The organism is Methanobacterium paludis (assembly GCF_000214725.1).
Classification (GTDB): Archaea; Methanobacteriota; Methanobacteria; order Methanobacteriales; family Methanobacteriaceae; genus Methanobacterium_C; species Methanobacterium_C paludis.
In genome coordinates this window covers 1,686,839-1,705,119 of record NC_015574.1, presented here as the reverse complement: position 1 = coordinate 1,705,119, position 18,281 = coordinate 1,686,839, and the positions used below count along the sequence as shown (strand labels likewise).

Sequence of the window (18,281 nt, the reverse complement as noted above, 5' to 3'; positions counted from 1 at the left end):
AGTTAAACCTCGTATCATGAAATTTTAGGAATATTAAAAATTTTATTAAACCTTTAAGGTATTTTCAGTGTTCTGAATATAATTTTAATTATTTTCAAATTTTTTTTGTCTTTTTAATTAAAAGTTTCTTTAACAAAAATTCTGTAAGGATAAAATGAACTTCAAAAGTTAATTTCCAAATCTATAAATCATCCCTATTTGATGAAACAAACTATGAAATATACAAATAGTTATAGGAACACGAGTTATTGATTATTAATTTCGTAAATCATATTCTCTAAAAATCGTTCTGTTCTTATTTCCAGAATAATATCGGGTTTATACCATTCAACCAGTTCCTTATTAAAAAACCAGTGATCCCAATAGAGTAAGATGTCCTTAAAATAAATTGATAATATATCTTTTAAAAAATCTAATGATGAGTCTCTAAAGATCAAAACCCTTAACTTCTTTAAACCCTCTGGATTTTTGTAATGTTCTGTTTTTCTCGTTTTTACTAATTTAAATTTTTCAGGAAGATCTTCGCTTAAATCTATGAGACATTCATTTTTAAAGGCTGTTACTTTCTCCTTAAGGTATTCTTCTTTCTCTTCATCAGAATAAGACCAATTTTTGTCCCTTGTAAGATCACCGTTGTGCAATTCATTGCCAATTTGTATCTGTTCATCTATTAACTTGTTAAAATCGTCCCTTTTAAAGTTAGGATCGATATAATGTAAATAAGAGTAAGATAGTTCTTTACCGCCGGAATAATTAATATGTGAGTTATTCTTGAAATAGCAAGTATGATCTAAATTTTTGACAAAATCTGGCACTAAATTTTTTATTGAATCGTAATTACGTTTAGTTAATTTAACATCAAAGGGTAAAAAGTCCTTACAAACCAAACTTTTGTCTGGGGTTATAAAAAAAGAATATTCAATATTATTGTCTGTACAAAATGTTTTTTTAAATTTTAAGCTTTTCTTAAAAAGATATGCATTAAATTTATTGTTGTATGAATTATCAAAGTGCTGTCTAATCTCTTGATTGGAGTCATTCACCAAAAATAAGTAGCCATTTTTACCTTTTAAAGCAATTTTTTTAATACCTTTATAATTTGGTACAGTGACGAGTTTTGCTTTTTCTTCTTCGAGTTGTTTTACTCTGCTTTGGAGTAATTTATTCTGGCTTAATAATTCTGTGTATGTTTTAAGGACTTCTGTTTCTTCTTTTTTGAGTTTTTTAGCGTTGTTTGAAATGAATTTATCTAATATATTATACTTTTTTGAGTTCTCTTCAAAAAGTGGAGGAATATAAAATGTTCTGATTTTGATTTCTTCAATTTCAATTATTCCAGAAGCATTTGTTGGGTCTATCCTAAGTTTTTTAATCTTTTCTTCTGCATTTATTGAAAACGTGTATGTACCTTTAACACCGGGTTCCAGTGTTTGATGTAAAGATGAAGAATACAATTTATCAGAATACTGTTTATCTTTTTCATAACTCCAATAAACTTCTATGATCTCTCCATGCTCTGCTTTAAGTACGATAGATATATCCCGAATTAAACTATCTGGCAAATTTCTTATTTCAAGGATAGGGTCTTCTCCGGTTGCCTTAAACTTCCACGTACCTAATTTTTTCAAATCTTTGATTATTTTTAGGTCTTTGTAGTTTAGATAAGTTATCAATGTATCCCTCTGTAAGATCTAAAGATTTTAACCTTTTTTTAATCCTGAAATAAAATTTTTTTAATTATTTTAGATGGGGGTTTGTGTCTAGAAATTTAAATAAATTGGTTCATTAAACTTTCTGTTCATGATAAATTTTTATTTAAAATCTCTAAAATACGTTCAGTTCTTTTTTGGAAAGTATGATTCTTAATAACAATACTTTTTCCTTTTTCAACTTCTTTGGCTCTTTCCTCTTCATTATCTAGATATTTTGCTATTAATGAGACGAGTTCTTCGGGTTTATTGTAGGTAACTAATGCATCTTCAAAAACTTTTTTAGCTCCTTGGATATTGTCTGATATTATAAATGCTCCTGCTGCAAATCCATCAAATAACCTATTTGATATGAAACCTTCCTTTCGCATGTCGTCCCAGTGGTCGTTGAGCAGAATTTTACATGAGGAATAAGCTTTTCTTAATTCTCTGTTGGGTATGTGCTCACCTTTGATGTACTTTTCAGAGATAATTCCTTCCCAGTTTGTCCCGTAAACTGCCAGATCTTTATCTGTTGGTAACAGGTCTTTTATTATCTTTCTGTAAACCTTTCTGGAGTTTCCAACGAAGAGCAAGTCGTGTTTGTAATCATCATCCTGGTCTGGATAGAATAGCTCAGGGTCTGTACATTGTAGCATGACTTCTACAGGAACGTCAACTTTTTTCCCTATTTTTTCAGCCCAGATTTTGGATGCTATGAAAACATGATCGTACTGGTTATATTCGTTTATACAGATTTCATCCGGGTGAGAAATGTTCCACATCATGTTGAAATGCTGTTTTTTAGGTTGGTAATTACTTAAACCTCTTAAAACTATAACGGCATCACAACGAGCATCACCATCACCATTCCATTCAGGTAGTACCTGCAGGATCACATCACAATTTTCTTTTTCGAGTTCCTTTTTCAAACCTAAAGCCATGTGATAATCTCCCCATTCCTGAATTGTTTCCCAGTTGGGTGCAGGGATTTTAATGGCGATCTTTGTTTTCAGGGTATGTTTCTTTAAAACATCCTTTAGAGTCTCGGCCCTGTGGTCGTAGGTATGATTTTCCAGTACAAATTTCTGTAATTGCTTGATTTTTGCACGTCTTTCATCTTCATGGGACATGTAGTATTCAATTAAACTGTTCAGTTCTTCTTTTGTTCTGTAAACAGGTATTTTTCCTTCAAACGTTTCATTTGCACCAATTTCTCCGTTGGTTATTACAAGGGCTCCACTGGCCAGGGCATCGTACACTCTGCTGTTTACTGATCCGTAACGCTTGGTTACTCTGTTGGCATCATCAACAACTATCTTGGTGGATCTGTATACTTCTGGTATTTTGCTGTAATTTATGAATCCTTGATTGTAGTTTTTGAATTTATCAATTTTATCCCAGTTTTCCCCGTACAATTTAAAGGTGTAAGATAAGCTTTCAGGGTCTAACATTTCGATTATTTCGCGCGGATCATCCCAGTAACTGCCTGTGAAACAGTAATCACACTTCAACTCTTCATTTTCAGGTATGTTGTTGTTGAATCTTGTTGGGTTGGTTGCTAGGGGTAATAATAATGTTTTTATTCCAGTTTTATTTTCTATGTAGCTGCAAGCAGTTTCACTGGGTGCAAATACAAGATTGTAACCCTTGAAATTTGGATGAGATATCCATCTGTTGATCCAGTTGCGTGGCCAGGCAATTTTAATCAACAAGTTATTCGTTGATCTTATTTTACTGATGTTATAAGCGTCTAACATGGATATTAAAACATCAATGTCTTCTTCAACTTCGTACCAATCTCCATGTCCTTTCCGTGATAGAAAACTTATTTCCCAACCAAATTTCTTCAGGCTTTCCCCAAATGTTAATGCTGTGAGGTAATCCCCTGCAGAACTATCTTTTCCAGTCTCTGTAACTGCAAATGCAACTTTTAACGGTTTTTCAGAAAACAGAAGATCGTTGTTTAATTTATCCATCAAAAGTTTCCTGCGAAGCCAGCTGTTCCATTTTTGACGGAACAATTTTTGATTGTTTAAGCGCCTGTTTTTAATTTCTTTATTCTTATTTTTTTCCTGTGTTCCAAATTCATAGTGGAATAAAAGTGCCTTTGGGCAGTAAATATTTTTATATCCTTTTTTTAGGAGTTTTAAGCAGAAGTCCACGTCTTCATAGCCGTAAATGTATTTTTCGCCCATTCCGTTGACTTGCCAGTATTTATCTTTAGATACGAGCAGGGCTGCTGCAGTAACTGCTGCCCTCAATGTATCCTTTTCATCTTCACCAAAGATCTCTGCTTTATCCATGTTGTACGGTTTGATGAAACCAGATTCTTCCTTAAAAGCAACTCCGGTATGCTGGATTTTAAATGAATTTCTTTTATTATGATGGGATTTAGAACAGTCTGGGTAGACCAATTTTGCCCCTACAGCCCCAGTATCATCAGACTCCAGTGCAGTCTGCATCATCTGGTTGAGCCAGCCGTAGGTTGGTTCAACGTCATTGTTTAAAAGAAGTAAATACGCCCCTTCTGCAATTTTCGCTGCATGATTAGTTGCTTTTGAGAAGGATTCATTTTCAGTATTTTTAATAATTTTTAAGTGCAGTTCATCCGAAAGATCTTCTAAAAAGTCTACTGATTTATCTGTAGATGCGTTATCAACAACAATAATTTCATATGCTGGATACTGGACATTTTCTTCAAAATCCGTAAACAACCTTTTTAAATGTTTTATACCATTCCTATTCAATATTATAATAGAAACTAACGGCGAATTATCTTTAAAAGAATATAAATCAACTAATGACGTATTTTTATTTATTATAAACTCATATAACTCTTTTTTTTGACTTTCGGTCAGAGCTTTCTCTTTTTTGAGATATTTTCTTAAGTTAACTGAATTTAGAATTTTAACATTAACAGAGCTAATCTTATATTTTAATGAGTTAAACTCGTCTTTAAAATCATTTCTAACTTTTCTTAACTGGTCGTAATATTTTGATTCCTTTAATTTGGACCGAATTACCATGCACCGTCTCCATTAATAGATATTTTAATAATCTACTTGTTTTTCGCTAAATGATTATTAATAACCTTTACATGTATTATTCCGCATTTGAATTTAATTCGTGAGAATTTTAAAAAAGAATGTTTGAAGTTGAACTAAGGTATATGTTTCTAATTAAAATATAAAAATATTCCTTTTATACATCAATAAAATGTAATTTCCGGTAATAACCAGCTTTTTTCATTCATAAATTAATTTGAATTCATTGTAATTAAAACTTTTACCAAAATATGTGGGAAAACTTTAAATTGAAATTCAGTTGTGGTTAATATCGGTTAAAATTAACTGATCCTGATTAAAATGAGTTTATAATAAAAAAAATATGAAAAAAGATCATCCATTTACAGCATATATCTTCAAATTCTTTATTTTTCCATTGATTATGTCATTATAACCTGTTAAATTAGTTGACTGGTTTGAGTCCCAAACAAAGTAGTAATCAATTCCATATTCCTGTGACTCATTTTGAAGTTCTTCAGAACTAATATTTTTTTGTGCCGGACCATAAAAGGTAACATTCATGTAATATGACAAATATCTCATTTTTGACCTATCGTTAGTCACTACGTTACCATGAACTCCGTATTGGTTCGTTAAAGTATTACTTAATGTGTAAATATCTTCTCCAGTATTAACATGGTGAACCAGATAATTTGCAGGCATTATCACAAATGAAAGTGCAAAAATTATTAAAAGCACTGTTTTTCTTGTACTCGCAAACTTCTCTTTTGTAAAGAAATCTGTTTTAAAGAGTAGATTAATTAAATATCCGCCCATGAATATCAAAAGAACATAAATAAGCCATATATATCGTTCTTCAACAACGATCATTACGTAGCCGCCAGCACAGATGAGTAATGTTATCAAAGGATATAGTACTTCATTTTGTGAAATTAGCTTGCGAGGCGGTTGAATACACATCAAAATATAAGCTAAAAGTATTATAAGAGCCAGGTACGAGAAAGAATTGAGTATGACTCCCGTTTTTAAGATATTGTTCCATATCAAACTCAATTGATATTTGAAGTTGTTCAACGATGAAAAGGGACTCCACTGTTTTGAGATAATTGGATTAGCAGCGGGACCTACTTTATAAAGTTCCTGGGAGTAATTGGTGTGTAATTGTGATTGAGGACCAACAATTGCGTGATTATATTCACCGGATGTTCCAAATGTTAATTTTTGATCTTTACTGCTTATTAAACCTATCCAAATTCCACTTATCATTAAAAATACGATAAATCCTAAAATAAGATTTTTTAGTACTTTTCTTCTTCTAATTTTATCTGAATCCATGAAGTATTGGAAGAAGTTTAAGATCAGGAAACTGGCAATGAAAAATGTAAATCCATAACTTTTAGATAAATAAGCCAATGCACCAAATATTCCACATAATGCTCCGTTAGACAATTTATTAGGATATTTAGGATTAAATATTATTGCTAAATAATAAACAAGAACGCAGACCATTAGCAGATCTGGTGTGGTCATACTTAAAGCGAAGTAAAGTACAACAGGGATCATTGTAAAGAGGATTACGGTTCTAATGACTTCATCCATCTTAAATCTGTAAGAAAGCTGTTTTAAACCGTTATTGTGAAAAACCCTATAATTAAAGACAGTATCTTGGTTGAATGTAACACAGTCACAGGTGTTTGTCCAAATAAGAACAGGAATGGTATCAATAACCATGATATAAGGGGCCCCCAATAATCACTTATAGCTCCATAAAAATTTCCAGACATATATGATTTAGCAATACTGATGTATCCTATTCCATCAGAGCTAATCTGGTATTGATAGTATCTAAAAAGAATAATACCTAATATGGTATAAGTAATTAAAACAAGGATCAGTCTAAGATCAAATCTTGAGCTGAGCACTGCTTTGTTTAGTGTGATATCTCTGTTTAATATGTGCATTTTTCAATCCCTTAAATATTAATCCCTTTTTTTGTACAAGTTAATTTGAATCTATGCCTGCAACACTATTTAATTGTAAAAACAGGAGTTTTGAGGAATTCCTCAAGATTATTATGCAATGTTAACATTCCAAAAGTTGTCCTTTTGAACTTCTCCATTTATGATGTTTTCAACAGATTTCATAGTCCTAATCATGGAATGATCCATGTTGTTAAGGGTTATATAAGATCTTTAAACTCCATATTTCTATTCCGGGCTTTATACATAAAAATATTTCCATTTCATCATAACTATTTAAATTAAAGCTAAAAAAAATATGTGATACAATTAATTAGATATGCAGAGACTTAGTTTGCATCCTAGCAGATAAAATTTAATAATCTTTGAAATTCAAATAAAATTATCCTATATATCCTATTAAAAACACTGCAGAAATAGAAAAGGGCAAAAATAGAAAAGTGAAGCGCCCATGAACTTCAGAGTGTATTTGAAAATGCATATGAAGAAACCATGAAGTAACTAAAGAATCTAACTATAACAGCTTCTCTTATAATTTCTCTACTTTGAGATCCTGTTCAATGCTGGGAATGCCAGATCAAACGTTTTTTCTCTGGAAGTCCAGAATCACCCTGACAATAGGGTTCTCTATATCTATATCAACAGAAAGTGGAGGTCCTTCATCTATATACATGTAAACCAGTAAGAATTCATCCGATATTTCTTTTCCCATGCCATCTTCAATGGTTTTTAAGTCGAAAAGTTCCCCTTCACCATCTTCAAAGAAATCTATAACCTTTGTCGTGTCAGGTCCCACAACACGAAGCATTATCATTAGATGTTCTTCGCTGGAAAAATGAAAATCCTTAACAAAGTCTTTTGGAACTATTAAATCGGTTTTAAAATCTTTTAGCTCTCGACTAAATGTTATTGGCTTTGAAACCCTTACCAAAACAATCACCCTTTTTTTTACTTATCTTTTTTACTATTAATCATAGATCAACTCATCGATTATAGATCAAACTCTGAATGCATAATTGTTTGTTTTTTTAGATTAATATAATGAACTAGAAACTTTGTCTCACGTAAGTTAGAAGTTTGGCAAATGTTCTAATGCGGAATATAAAATGTTATTTTTTCATTTAAATGTTTAATATTCTTTTTAATTGAAATAAAAACTTATTTATAAACACTTTTAACTTTTATGGACGTTTTAAATTTTATAGAACAATTTTAACTAGAGATCTGATCCGATGGTCTTTTATTTTGGTCCTTTTATTTTGATCCAATTGTCTTTTAGCTAGATTGATCCAATTGTCTCAAGCTATTAGTATCTAAACTCTCTTTGTATATTCCTGTTCAGGGAATGTAATTTGGAATTCTGTGCCATTAGCTCTGTTGATCTCAAAGTTACCGTCTAACTGTTTTACCAGGTTGGCGACCAGCTGCAAACCCAGAGTTTCTACATTTTCAGGTTCAATATCTGCAGGTAAACCTACACCATTGTCAGCAACTTTCATTGCGTACATGTCGCCATCTGCTTTTAAATTAACCTCAATATTTCCGGTCATATCGTCTGTAAATGCATATTTCAGACTGTTGGTCACAAGCTCGTTAACAATAAGTCCGCATGGTATGGCAGTATCGATACCGATTTTAATCTCTTCCATATGAAATTTAGGTGTGATATTTTGTTTGTTAATTCCGTAAGAGTAGAATAAGTTGGAAACTAACCTTTCCAGATACTCATTGAAACTGATGTTGGTGAGGTTGGGTGATCTGTAGAGTTCTTCATGAACTAACGCCATGGTTTTGATTCGATTCTTGCTCTCCGTTAAAACATCCAAAGCTTCTTCTTCATCTACATGGTAGCTCTGTAAATTGAGTAAACTCGACACGATCTGAAGGTTGTTTTTCACCCTGTGATGTATCTCTCTTAAAAGCATCTCCTTCTCTTTTAATGAATCCTGAACAATTATTTCATTTTCTTTCTGCGCACTGATATCTCTGGTGCTGCATATAAAACCTTTAAATTTATTTTCATTATTAAAAATAGGTTTTCTTATTGTTTCAACCCAAACATGATCTCCTGCAGACTTTTTACAGCGATACTGCACTCTTTCACTTGAATGATTTTTTATTGCTGTTTCAACGGATCTCTGGACGATTTCCACATCTTCTGGATAAACAAAATCGTATAAATTGTTTCCCATTATTTCCTCGGGTTTATAACCTAAAAAACTATGGGAAGAATTATTAACATATTTGTAGACAAATGCTTCGTTTGATTCTGTTATAAGGTCCATCATGTTGGAAGATATGAAATTAAGCTGCTGCTCACTTTTTTCGATCAATTCTTTGTTTTTCTTTAGATCTTTGTGGGTCTTTTTTAGCTCATCCAATGAAATCAATTCGCGTATGACTATTAAAGTTATTATAACTCCCACACATCCTATTAAAACTTTGTCAACTGTTTTTGAGATAAACAGAAGACTGTAAGTAAAAAGAACTAATACTAATGGTATGTACGATTGCCAACTTCTTTCAGGTTTCAGAATTTTAGAAAACGATGTTAAACTTAAGTCTAAATTAACATTTTTAACAAAGGATACTGCTGCTAAAGCTGTAAATGATGGACTTAACATGTACATGATGGTGCTTAACCACTGATAAAATAAGTTTGGATCTAGATTGTTATAAGCAAAGACCAAATCACCCAAAATCTGAGAGAATACAGTTGCTAATAAAAACAGAACAGTTAACTCAGAAATTTTCTTGTTTTTGCTCACAAGTAAGGTCAGTACCACAAATAGGAGTGAAATATCTAAAAAAATGTAAAGTAAACCTGAAAATGTTGATAATAAACCTTTAAGTTGAATTCTGGGTTCTATCAATAAAAAATAGAGTATGAAAAAGGTTGATGCTATTGTGATGATCAGATCCAAAAAAACCTTAGTTTGGAGCTTAAAAGGTTTTTTAATGAATAATAAAATGCCTATGATAAAAAAGGGATAAGTAATCATAAATGTTGGATCAGCTATCAATGAATAATTGTTTGTGGAGAAATCCGATGCCAGATAAAGCAGTTCAGCAAGGGCATAAAAGGATTGACCTATAACGAACATCAACCATGGTTTGTAAGTTCCTTTGTTATTTTTAAACGACAACCATGCTGTGTATATTAATATGCCCAAGGCTAAAAGGTTCATTATAACTATGCTAAAATCTCCAAAAACCTTTGCTGATAAAGTGTTAATCCCTAAATAAATGGGTAAAACAGATAAAACAATCAAAATACCACTTAACAGGATAATAAAAGGTTTTAGACTATTTGTATTTTTATAAGCATGCATTTTAATGTCCCATTAACATTTTTGGTTTCCTTTATAGTCTTGTAACCAGATAAAGCAGGATATTGTTACTTCAGGATATTGTTACTTATTTAATTTGACAAAATTCTTCAAAGAGCGTGTTTCAGCTTTAATTCAAATTTTGATTGATTCTATTTTATTATACAATAATTGGTTATTTAAATATACGTAATATAATTTTCTAAAGAGTATGCTGTTATTTGGTATTATTATATGGGAATCTAAGAAAGGAATAAAAAAGGTCTTTTTTGAAAATTTTCATTAGATTTTATACCAAATTTTATGTTGGAATTTTGTTACAATGTACTTGAATTAATTGTTACTTTTGTTTTGCAATTTTTCAACTTCATTTTTTCATCTATAACACTAAAATAGATTATCCATGAAAAGAATATGAATTAAAGATTTAATGTTTAAAAAGAGGGGTTTAAATTAATATTTAAAAAGAAAGGTTTTGATCAGCAGATAGTAGTCGTAATCGTTAAGTAATATACATTTAAACAGATCCTTGATTTCTAATCCTAAGTTTCAATCAATTAGTAGTGTACCTTCCCAAATTTGGTGGTCAGTGCACGATGCATATCTGCCATCAGTATGGCAGTTGCAATTGAATTTAACTTTGATTGGGCGGTATCAGCGCGGGAGGTTAAAACCACAGGTGCCCGAGCCCCAACTAAAACACCAGCTAAACTTCCGTTTGTTAAATAGACATGTGCCTTGGCTAACATACTTCCAGCTTCAATTGAAGGTACAACGATTATATCTGCCTGGCCTGCCACGGGTCCTTTTATACCCTTATGTGCAGCTGCCCAAGGGTTAATGGCGTTGTCAAGTGCAAATGGGCCGTCTATTATTTTGCCGCTGAACTGTCCGCGCTGACTCATTTTGGCTAAAACTGCAGCATCGAGGGTTGATGGCATTTTGGGGTTTGCAAGCTCTACTGCTGTTGTAACTGCAACTTTTGGATCGTTTATGCTGAATATGTTTGCAAGGTAAATGGCGTTGAGGATTATACTGCATTTGGCATCGATATCTGGGGCTATGTTCATTGCCCCATCGGTTACAAATAACATACGATTCAGTGCTGAGCTTTCAAGCACATTAACGTGGCTCATCAGTTTCCCGCTGCGCAAACCTGCTTTTTTGTCCAGCACTCCTCGGAGGAAATCATCTGTGTGCACCATACCCTTCATGAGAATATCTGCCCTGTTCTCACTTACAAGTTTAACAGCCTTTTTTATGGCGTTCAAGTCGTTTGGTTCGTTGTATATCTTGTTTTCTTCAAGTTTCAATCCATTACTTTCTGCAGTTTTAATTATTTCTTTTTTATCCCCAACAAGGATGTAATCTGCTATGTCCAGTTCTTTGGCTTTTGTAACAGCTTCAAGAACGGTTGGATCCTGTGCAGCAGCCACAGAGATCTGCTTTTTAGGGTGTGATTTTATTTTTTCAAATACCTGTTTGAAACTCGTGATCAGTTAATTCACCTCTTAAACTGGTTTTTAAAAGGATTTTATTAGACTTTAAATGAGTAAAATTTGAGATACAACTATGAAATTGGTTTTGTGATTGTTTTATAGCTTAAATTGAAATTTGAGTAGGCTTATAATGTCCTATTAAGGGTTTATAAGCAAATCGTTAAGTATGACAGTCTATTAAGATAAATTATGTTTTTTATCATATTTAATTTAGATACATTTTAAAATATTTCATAGTTATTTATAATTGATAGTCCTATAAAGTTGAATAGAAGAATTTCAGTGAAAATAATGTGCAGATACAGATTAATTGGAGTGGAGGTGAAAAAGTGGTGGTTTTAGGAATTGCAGATCCCTGGATTTGGGGCGGTTATATCCTTTGTATACTTGCAACGCTTTTATGTGTAGTTTATGGTATATTGAACTGGAATAAAGGTGGGGAAGATGAAGATGAGTCATGTTTGTGAGGCATGATCTGTTTTGCTTGTCTTCTTTTAAATCCATTCAATATTATAATTCTATTCTTATTTTGATGTGAAATGGAGATTTTTCAGTTTTCTCCAATTATCTATATAAAACAGGAATTATCTGTATAAACATGGAAATTTCATTCGTAACTTTCCACAATGTTTACTTTTAGTATTTTAATTCCATGAATAAAATCTCCATGAATAAAATCTTGAAATCCATGATTAAATCATTATTAATTATTATAGTTCTATCTGGATAAGAAGAAAGTATAAAAACTATAAGTACCAATTGTGACCTAGTTAATAATGTTAAAGAGTTGCAAAAATGGCTTCATATTTAGGATTTTACCTGCAACTTATCAAGTAAAGGTGATATCATGAGAATAATAGAAGAAGTTATTGGAAAAGAAGTTTTGGATAGTTCTGCAATTATAATTGGAAAGGTAAAAGATGTTGAAATAGACATTGAAACCCAGAGAATAGAATCATTCATACTTGGAAAAGGCGGAATATCTGAGGGCCTTGGAATTTCAAAAGGCGAAACAATAGTGCCGTATGAAATGGTGAAAAAGATCGGGGACAAAATACTTCTTAAAAGTGGAATTGAAGAAAGTGAACTTGAGATATAATCCATTGAAATGTGAGAAAACTTGGATTATAGAAATTAAGTTGGGGATTTATAAACACAGATTAAGCTTGTAAATTAAGATAATTGTGATTATAATTTAAAATTCATTATAAATCCCGATAACAAATCTCCATATTATAAAAATATGGATTAAATTGGATTAATAAATCTGGATTAGTATCTGGATTAGTATCTGGATTAAAATAAAGAAGATTAATGGATTAGATAAGAACTAAGGATTAGATAATTATAAATTGAGCTAAGAAATTAAATATGGGCAAATTGGGCGTGTTTTGTTTTGGAGATCATGGGAATCTGTAGCATATGTGGTAAAGCAGATAAGATGTACACATGTTCATTATGTGGAAGAATCGTATGCAAAAATTGCTATGATGTTGAAAAGAGCGTTTGCAAGCCATGTAAAAATCTCACCAAACTAAAAGAACCATGACAGCCATCACGAATCAGTGGAGGCTATTAAATACTTACGATTCACGTCACACTTTAAAACAAAAAAAATCTAATCATACTTTTAATCATAGCACTATCAGATTAAAGATAGATAAACAACTGATTATAAATGACTTAAATGTAATAATGGGTTGTAATTAATATCTAAAGATAAATAGTTGGATTTTAATTAAACCTAAAGCTAAAATAATTGGTTTTAATTAATCTAAAACTATTGATTATATTACTTAAAAAGTAAAATACTTTTATAATAACAATATGAGCGAGAAGAATGGGAAACAAAAAAGAAGAACTCATAGAACTTCTAAAGGAAAATGAGGTCATAAAATTCGGAAAATTTACTCTTTCCTCAGGTAAAAAGAGCGATTACTACGTGGACATGAAAAGGGCTGTAACAGACCCTAAAATACTTTCCAAAGTTGCAGAGATAATATCTGAAAGAATAGATAAGACTGGGACAGATAAAATAGCAGGTCCTGCCCTTGGAGCAATACCAATTGTAACAGCAATTTCTTTAAAGTCTGAAATTCCAATGTTGATGATACGTAAAGCAAAAAAGGGTTACGGTACATCTAAGTTAATAGAAGGCGACTTGGAGACTGAAGATGTGGTTGTAGTTGTTGAAGATGTAACAACAACAGGTAACTCACTTATAAATGCCATTAAAGCAGTTTCAGAGAATGGGGGCCTTGTTAAAAGAGCATTTGTAGTGGTTGACAGGTCTGAAGGAGCTCTTGAAAACCTGAAGAGGAATGGAATAGATCTCGAACCTTTAGTTTCAATCAATGATTTTTAAAAATATAGTAAAAACATGATTTTTATGTTCATTTGTTCAATTTATGTTCATTTGTTCAATATTTGTTTTAGTTGGTTGAACTAATAAAAAAAAGTATAAAAAATAGTTATATACTAAGTTAATTAAAAAGGAATTTATTTATTCCAACAATTTTAATTTTAACATCTTTCATTCGTGTATATGTTTAACAAGATGCCCTAATTCTGGCAAAATTATTTTTAAACCCAGACTAACAGCATTTGGAGAACCGGGCATTGCTACAATTAATGTGTCTTTGTAAACTCCTGCAGTAGCCCTACTCATAATTGCACCTGTTCCAAGCTCTTTATAAGATTCGTATCGGAATATTTCTCCGAAACCATTTAATTCCTTATTAAATAGGGGTTTTAAAGTTTCGATGGTTACGTCCCTAACACCTATTCCTGTTCCTCCTGTTGTCATTATCACATCAACATCATATTTTTCTATTATGTCTCCAATGTTGGCTAATAATAGCTTTGAATCATCAGGTATCACACGGTAAAGTGCAACGTTATGTTTAGTTTCCAATGCATCCTTTATGAGTTTTCCAGATATATCTGTGTCTTTTGATTCCAGAAAATCCTTATATTTTGAGTCGCTTAAGGTTATAACTGCTGTTTTCACAGATTTTGGCGCATTTTTTTTGTGGGTTTCCATACTTTTACTTTTCATATATTCACCTTAATTTTCTACAAAATGCAGTTTTCTCATCAATTTACTAAATTTTTTTCAATATGTGGGGATAAAACGAAAAAAATTTATATTATGGAGTTACTATGTTCTATTAGATAAAAGTAAATACAGACAACAGATAAAAGTGGATACTAAAAAAAGTTTGATAACCTTTTGTTTGGTCCTTGTTTCCCACTACTAAAAATTTAAGAAAAAATATTTAAGAACTTTTCTTTAATGTTGTTAAATGAAGGGAGGGCATTAGGTCCAAATCGGAGGCGGTTTTTTCTTTGCGAAAAATTAAAAAGGAGTCTAATTTTACCCTCCCTCAACCATAATTTTTCTTTTTTATAACATAAAAACCTTTTGCACAGCATGTTTTTAAATTATAAAGCGCATATATAATGGTCAATTCATTAAAATAAGCTATCTAAAATCTTTCTTTTTCATTTAATCATCTATAAAGCTGATGTGGTTAATATAAATACGAAAAGGTAGATAACCAAAATCAATGCAAAACAACATGCAAAACAGAGTATACGTTCTGGATGCCTCCGCAATAATAGGAGGATTCTACTCTAAAAAAACTATGAATTTCACAACATCTGACGTTACATCTGAGATTAAGGATTTAAAATCAAAAATAATGCTTCAATCAGCCATCGAAGATGGGCACATTGAGATACAAGATCCTGATTCTGAGGGTGTTGAAAAACTTGGTAAGGTTCTAAGAGAGTCAGGGGACATATTAAGGCTTTCTGATGTTGATAAAAACATCATAGCATTAGCGGTTACGCTTAAAAATAAGGGATTTAATCCCACTTTGGTGACAGACGATTATTCTATGCAAAATGTCCTTAAAATTATTGGAATGCCTTACAGAAGTGTTTTAACCGAAGGAATAAAGGAAATAGTTGGTTGGGTTAAGATATGCAAGGGATGTAAAAAAAAATACCCTCCTGAATATAAGTTTGATGAATGTGAGATATGTGGCACTCGTGTTATCCGAAAAAGGGTAAAAAAGAACCGATAATTAACTATCACAAATAAAAATTCAACTTTTCAAATTCAAACCTTATAATAAATTTAGATCGTTATAAAAGCAGTATAATCTTTTATTTTTATAAATGGAAGATAATTAATTCCTTCTCACAGCTAGTTGTTTAGCAAATTATTAAACTATGATTCAAACATTATAACAAACGGATTATACTTATAAAGACATGGTAATTGTAGGGGAGACTAATGAGGATAGGTGTAGTTGTTCACGGGCCGCAGATGCTGGATTCAGGATATGCGGTAAAAATTTTGGATATTCTTAGGGATTATGGGACAGTAAAAGCGAGGTTAGGGGGCACAATGGGCAGAACAGCTGTCATTGATGCAGAACTTGAAGCTACCATAGATATAAGCCAGAGACTCCTTCCAAGCCAGTCCATCGACAAATTTTTGGATGAAGATTTTGACGTCATATTCCTTTTAGACTATGGAAAATCCAGTGTAACAGGTCATGCATTTGGATATAAAGTTTCGGGAAGATGTAAATCTGACCTCAATGTTATACAAATAGAAAGGCCTGGAGAACAGGATGGAAGTGTGGTTCCATGGGGAAATCAAGTTGTAAAGTTTGCAGGGGAAATATCCCGGGTTTTAGGCCTTAAAATCGTGACACCTGAAGAGATAAAAGCAGAGATGAAGGATAAAACAAACTGCAGGCAGGAAACTGGACAGGATGCAATTAGAATCTGCAGAAAAATTGCGGGAGTATCCCCTGATGAAAATATATTCCTAAACGGAATTGTGGTTGGAAGATCAACATCTTCTAATGTAACACTGGTTGCAGAAAACGGTGTTATAACGAGTATAACAGGTGGAAATCTCAAAAAGCATGGTGTTGAAAAACTTGGTGAAGTGGACCTTGAAAATGCCATAGTAAAGACAGGATTGCTTCGAAGGTCAAAAGTTAAACCGCGCATCCTTAAACCAATTAAATATGCGAAATCAGAAAACACTTTTAAATGGAACGTTGCGTATCTTAACCATGCTGCAGATGATATATACAAATTAAGGGGATTTGACATGGTTGTGACTGTGGGGGACGACACTACTCTTGTTGCAGCAGATATACTGTACAGATTCAACGTTCCTATTATTGGCATCACTGACGGTGATCTGGACAAAGTTGTTGAACAAGGGTTTAAAACGGATGGATCACTTATAGTTGAGCTTGAAAGTGGATGGGATGATGTTATAGGAGAAAAAATCTTTTTAGAACTTTTCAATGGCAAAGAAAGCATAGAAATAGAAAATATCGAAAATTTTAAAAAGGAAATATTACAGATTATAAGCAGCAGCGCCAGCAGCCATATTATAAAATACAACTGAAACTGCTTAAATAATGAATTGAATTAAATCAACATCATCAAGATCAAATAACATTAAAATCAAATTAATAACTGAATATTAAAATCAGAGTAGTTGATCTATGAACCATTCAATTTGATTTGATGAATTAATGAATAGTTGATGAATTAACAAATTACGTATGTTTAATGACTTATTTATGTAACAATAACGTGATAAGTAGTTTAAAAACAAACATATCACTCAAACACATTATTAAATAATAAGAATATTATGAATGATTATCTAAAATTAATAATTTACTATTAACACACAGTTGGGGTGGCCAATTGGATTTAAAAGCTATTGTTAATTCTATAAAAAGTTTTGAAGGTATCACAAGGAAAAATTTAATAACGGACGTTACAACAGTCCTTAATGACACTTATAATATTGCTGGAAGAACTTTTTTAGGTTTTGGAGATGATGCTTCCGCAATAGATATCGGAAATGGTAATTTACTTTTAATGGCAGCAGATGGAATGTGGGGCAAGCTTATGGAGGCCGACCCATGGTGGGCAGGATACTGCTCAGTGCTTGTGAATGTCAACGATATCGCAGCAATGGGAGGTATACCCATGGGAATGACCAACGTTCTTTCAACCCGGGATATGGGGATATGTAACGAGATAATGAAAGGAATAACTGCCGGTGTAAAGAAATTTGGAGTTCCTATGGTAGGTGGACATTTTCATCCTGATACGCCTTATAATGCCCTTGATGTTTCCATAACTGGAATTATAGGTCGTGAAGATGTGATAACCAGCTGTGGAGCAGAGATTGGGGATAAATTAATTGTTGCCATAGATCTCGACGGTCAAAAACACCCCAAATTTCCATTAAATTGGGATACCACCACGTCAAAAACTCCCCAGTTGGTTCAAGCCCAGATAATGGTCATGAATGAACTGGCAAGAAAACATCTTGTAACTGCAGGGAAGGATATAAGCAATCCTGGAACGGTCGGAACGGTCGGAATGCTCCTTGAAGCATCAGGGGCAGGTGCAACCCTTGAGATTAACAGGATTCCCAGAAATGAAACAGTTGAATGGGAAGAATGGCTCAAACTTTATCCGGGATCTGGATTTGTGTTAACTGTAAAGGAAGAAAATGTTAATGAGTGTATAAAATTACTTGAATCTGTAAATATCACATCAAATGTTGCAGGAGAAATAATTGAAGATAAAAAGCTTTATTTAACCTGTGATGATCAAAAAGAGGTTGTTTTTGATTTTAATGTTGATAAAATAATGGGTATTAAGGAAAAAAAGTCCGAAAATAGGTCTTAAGAGGGGA

15 protein-coding genes are annotated in these 18,281 nt (G+C 32.3%); 7 read left to right on the top strand and 8 right to left on the bottom strand.

From position 1 onward, the window contains the following. Positions 1-245: 245 nt before the first annotated feature. The 7 genes from MSWAN_RS07865 to MSWAN_RS07840 all read right to left on the bottom strand — a co-directional run bounded on the left by MSWAN_RS07865 (position 246) and on the right by MSWAN_RS07840 (position 11,521). Positions 246-1,673, bottom strand: a complete 1,428-nt coding sequence (locus MSWAN_RS07865) for a hypothetical protein (RefSeq protein WP_013826096.1) — start codon at positions 1,671-1,673, stop codon at positions 246-248. A gap of 125 nt (positions 1,674-1,798) precedes the next feature. Continuing rightward, on the bottom strand, positions 1,799-4,717 hold the full coding sequence (locus MSWAN_RS12315) for a glycosyltransferase family protein (protein ID WP_013826095.1): 2,919 nt from the start codon (positions 4,715-4,717) through the stop codon (positions 1,799-1,801). Positions 4,718-5,089: 372 nt separating this feature from the next. Then, positions 5,090-6,316 (bottom strand): hypothetical protein, encoded by a 1,227-nt coding sequence (locus tag MSWAN_RS07855; protein ID WP_144011568.1) that lies wholly within the window; start codon positions 6,314-6,316, stop codon positions 5,090-5,092. A gap of 23 nt (positions 6,317-6,339) precedes the next feature. Further along, positions 6,340-6,678 carry a hypothetical protein gene (locus MSWAN_RS12655; RefSeq protein ID WP_144011567.1) on the bottom strand — a complete coding sequence of 113 codons (339 nt, stop codon included), beginning with the start codon at positions 6,676-6,678 and terminating at the stop codon, positions 6,340-6,342. Positions 6,679-7,273: 595 nt separating this feature from the next. Continuing rightward, entirely contained in the window at positions 7,274-7,636 is a 363-nt protein-coding gene (locus MSWAN_RS07850) for a hypothetical protein (protein WP_227716954.1), read from the bottom strand. 373 nt (positions 7,637-8,009) lie between these two features. Further along, positions 8,010-9,968: a sensor histidine kinase gene (locus tag MSWAN_RS12310; RefSeq protein ID WP_052296852.1), complete on the bottom strand. Its 1,959-nt coding sequence runs from the start codon at positions 9,966-9,968 to the stop codon at positions 8,010-8,012. Positions 9,969-10,582: 614 nt separating this feature from the next. After that, entirely contained in the window at positions 10,583-11,521 is a 939-nt protein-coding gene (locus MSWAN_RS07840) for a bifunctional enoyl-CoA hydratase/phosphate acetyltransferase (protein ID WP_013826092.1), read from the bottom strand. Positions 11,522-11,817: 296 nt separating this feature from the next. Here MSWAN_RS07840 and MSWAN_RS12905 point away from each other — a divergent pair, with 296 nt between their 5' ends. The 4 genes from MSWAN_RS12905 to pyrE all read left to right on the top strand — a co-directional run bounded on the left by MSWAN_RS12905 (position 11,818) and on the right by pyrE (position 13,889). After that, the gene (locus MSWAN_RS12905; protein ID WP_154645733.1) at positions 11,818-11,991 is read left to right on the top strand and encodes a symporter small accessory protein; all 174 of its coding nucleotides are present in this window, start codon (positions 11,818-11,820) and stop codon (positions 11,989-11,991) included. A 380-nt stretch (positions 11,992-12,371) separates the two neighbouring features. Then, on the top strand, positions 12,372-12,623 hold the full coding sequence (locus MSWAN_RS07835; protein ID WP_013826090.1) for a PRC-barrel domain-containing protein: 252 nt from the start codon (positions 12,372-12,374) through the stop codon (positions 12,621-12,623). Between the two features lie 306 nt (positions 12,624-12,929). Beyond that, entirely contained in the window at positions 12,930-13,073 is a 144-nt protein-coding gene (locus tag MSWAN_RS07830) for an orotate phosphoribosyltransferase (RefSeq protein WP_083809381.1), read from the top strand. 291 nt (positions 13,074-13,364) lie between these two features. Further along, complete coding sequence (gene pyrE, locus MSWAN_RS07825) at positions 13,365-13,889, top strand: orotate phosphoribosyltransferase (RefSeq protein ID WP_013826089.1); 525 nt, start codon at positions 13,365-13,367, stop codon at positions 13,887-13,889. A gap of 168 nt (positions 13,890-14,057) precedes the next feature. On the opposite strand, the gene MSWAN_RS07820 is transcribed toward pyrE, so the two are convergent. Continuing rightward, positions 14,058-14,582: a MogA/MoaB family molybdenum cofactor biosynthesis protein gene (locus tag MSWAN_RS07820; protein WP_013826088.1), complete on the bottom strand. Its 525-nt coding sequence runs from the start codon at positions 14,580-14,582 to the stop codon at positions 14,058-14,060. A 523-nt stretch (positions 14,583-15,105) separates the two neighbouring features. Here MSWAN_RS07820 and MSWAN_RS07815 point away from each other — a divergent pair. The 3 genes from MSWAN_RS07815 to MSWAN_RS07805 all read left to right on the top strand — a co-directional run bounded on the left by MSWAN_RS07815 (position 15,106) and on the right by MSWAN_RS07805 (position 18,274). After that, positions 15,106-15,615: a PIN domain-containing protein gene (locus tag MSWAN_RS07815; protein WP_013826087.1), complete on the top strand. Its 510-nt coding sequence runs from the start codon at positions 15,106-15,108 to the stop codon at positions 15,613-15,615. A 212-nt stretch (positions 15,616-15,827) separates the two neighbouring features. Continuing rightward, positions 15,828-16,967, top strand: a complete 1,140-nt coding sequence (locus tag MSWAN_RS07810; protein WP_013826086.1) for a DUF2117 domain-containing protein — start codon at positions 15,828-15,830, stop codon at positions 16,965-16,967. Between the two features lie 308 nt (positions 16,968-17,275). Further along, a complete protein-coding gene (locus MSWAN_RS07805; RefSeq protein WP_013826085.1) occupies positions 17,276-18,274 on the top strand; it encodes a methanogenesis marker 2 protein in 999 nt (332 codons plus the stop codon). The last annotated feature ends 7 nt before the right edge of the window (positions 18,275-18,281 follow it).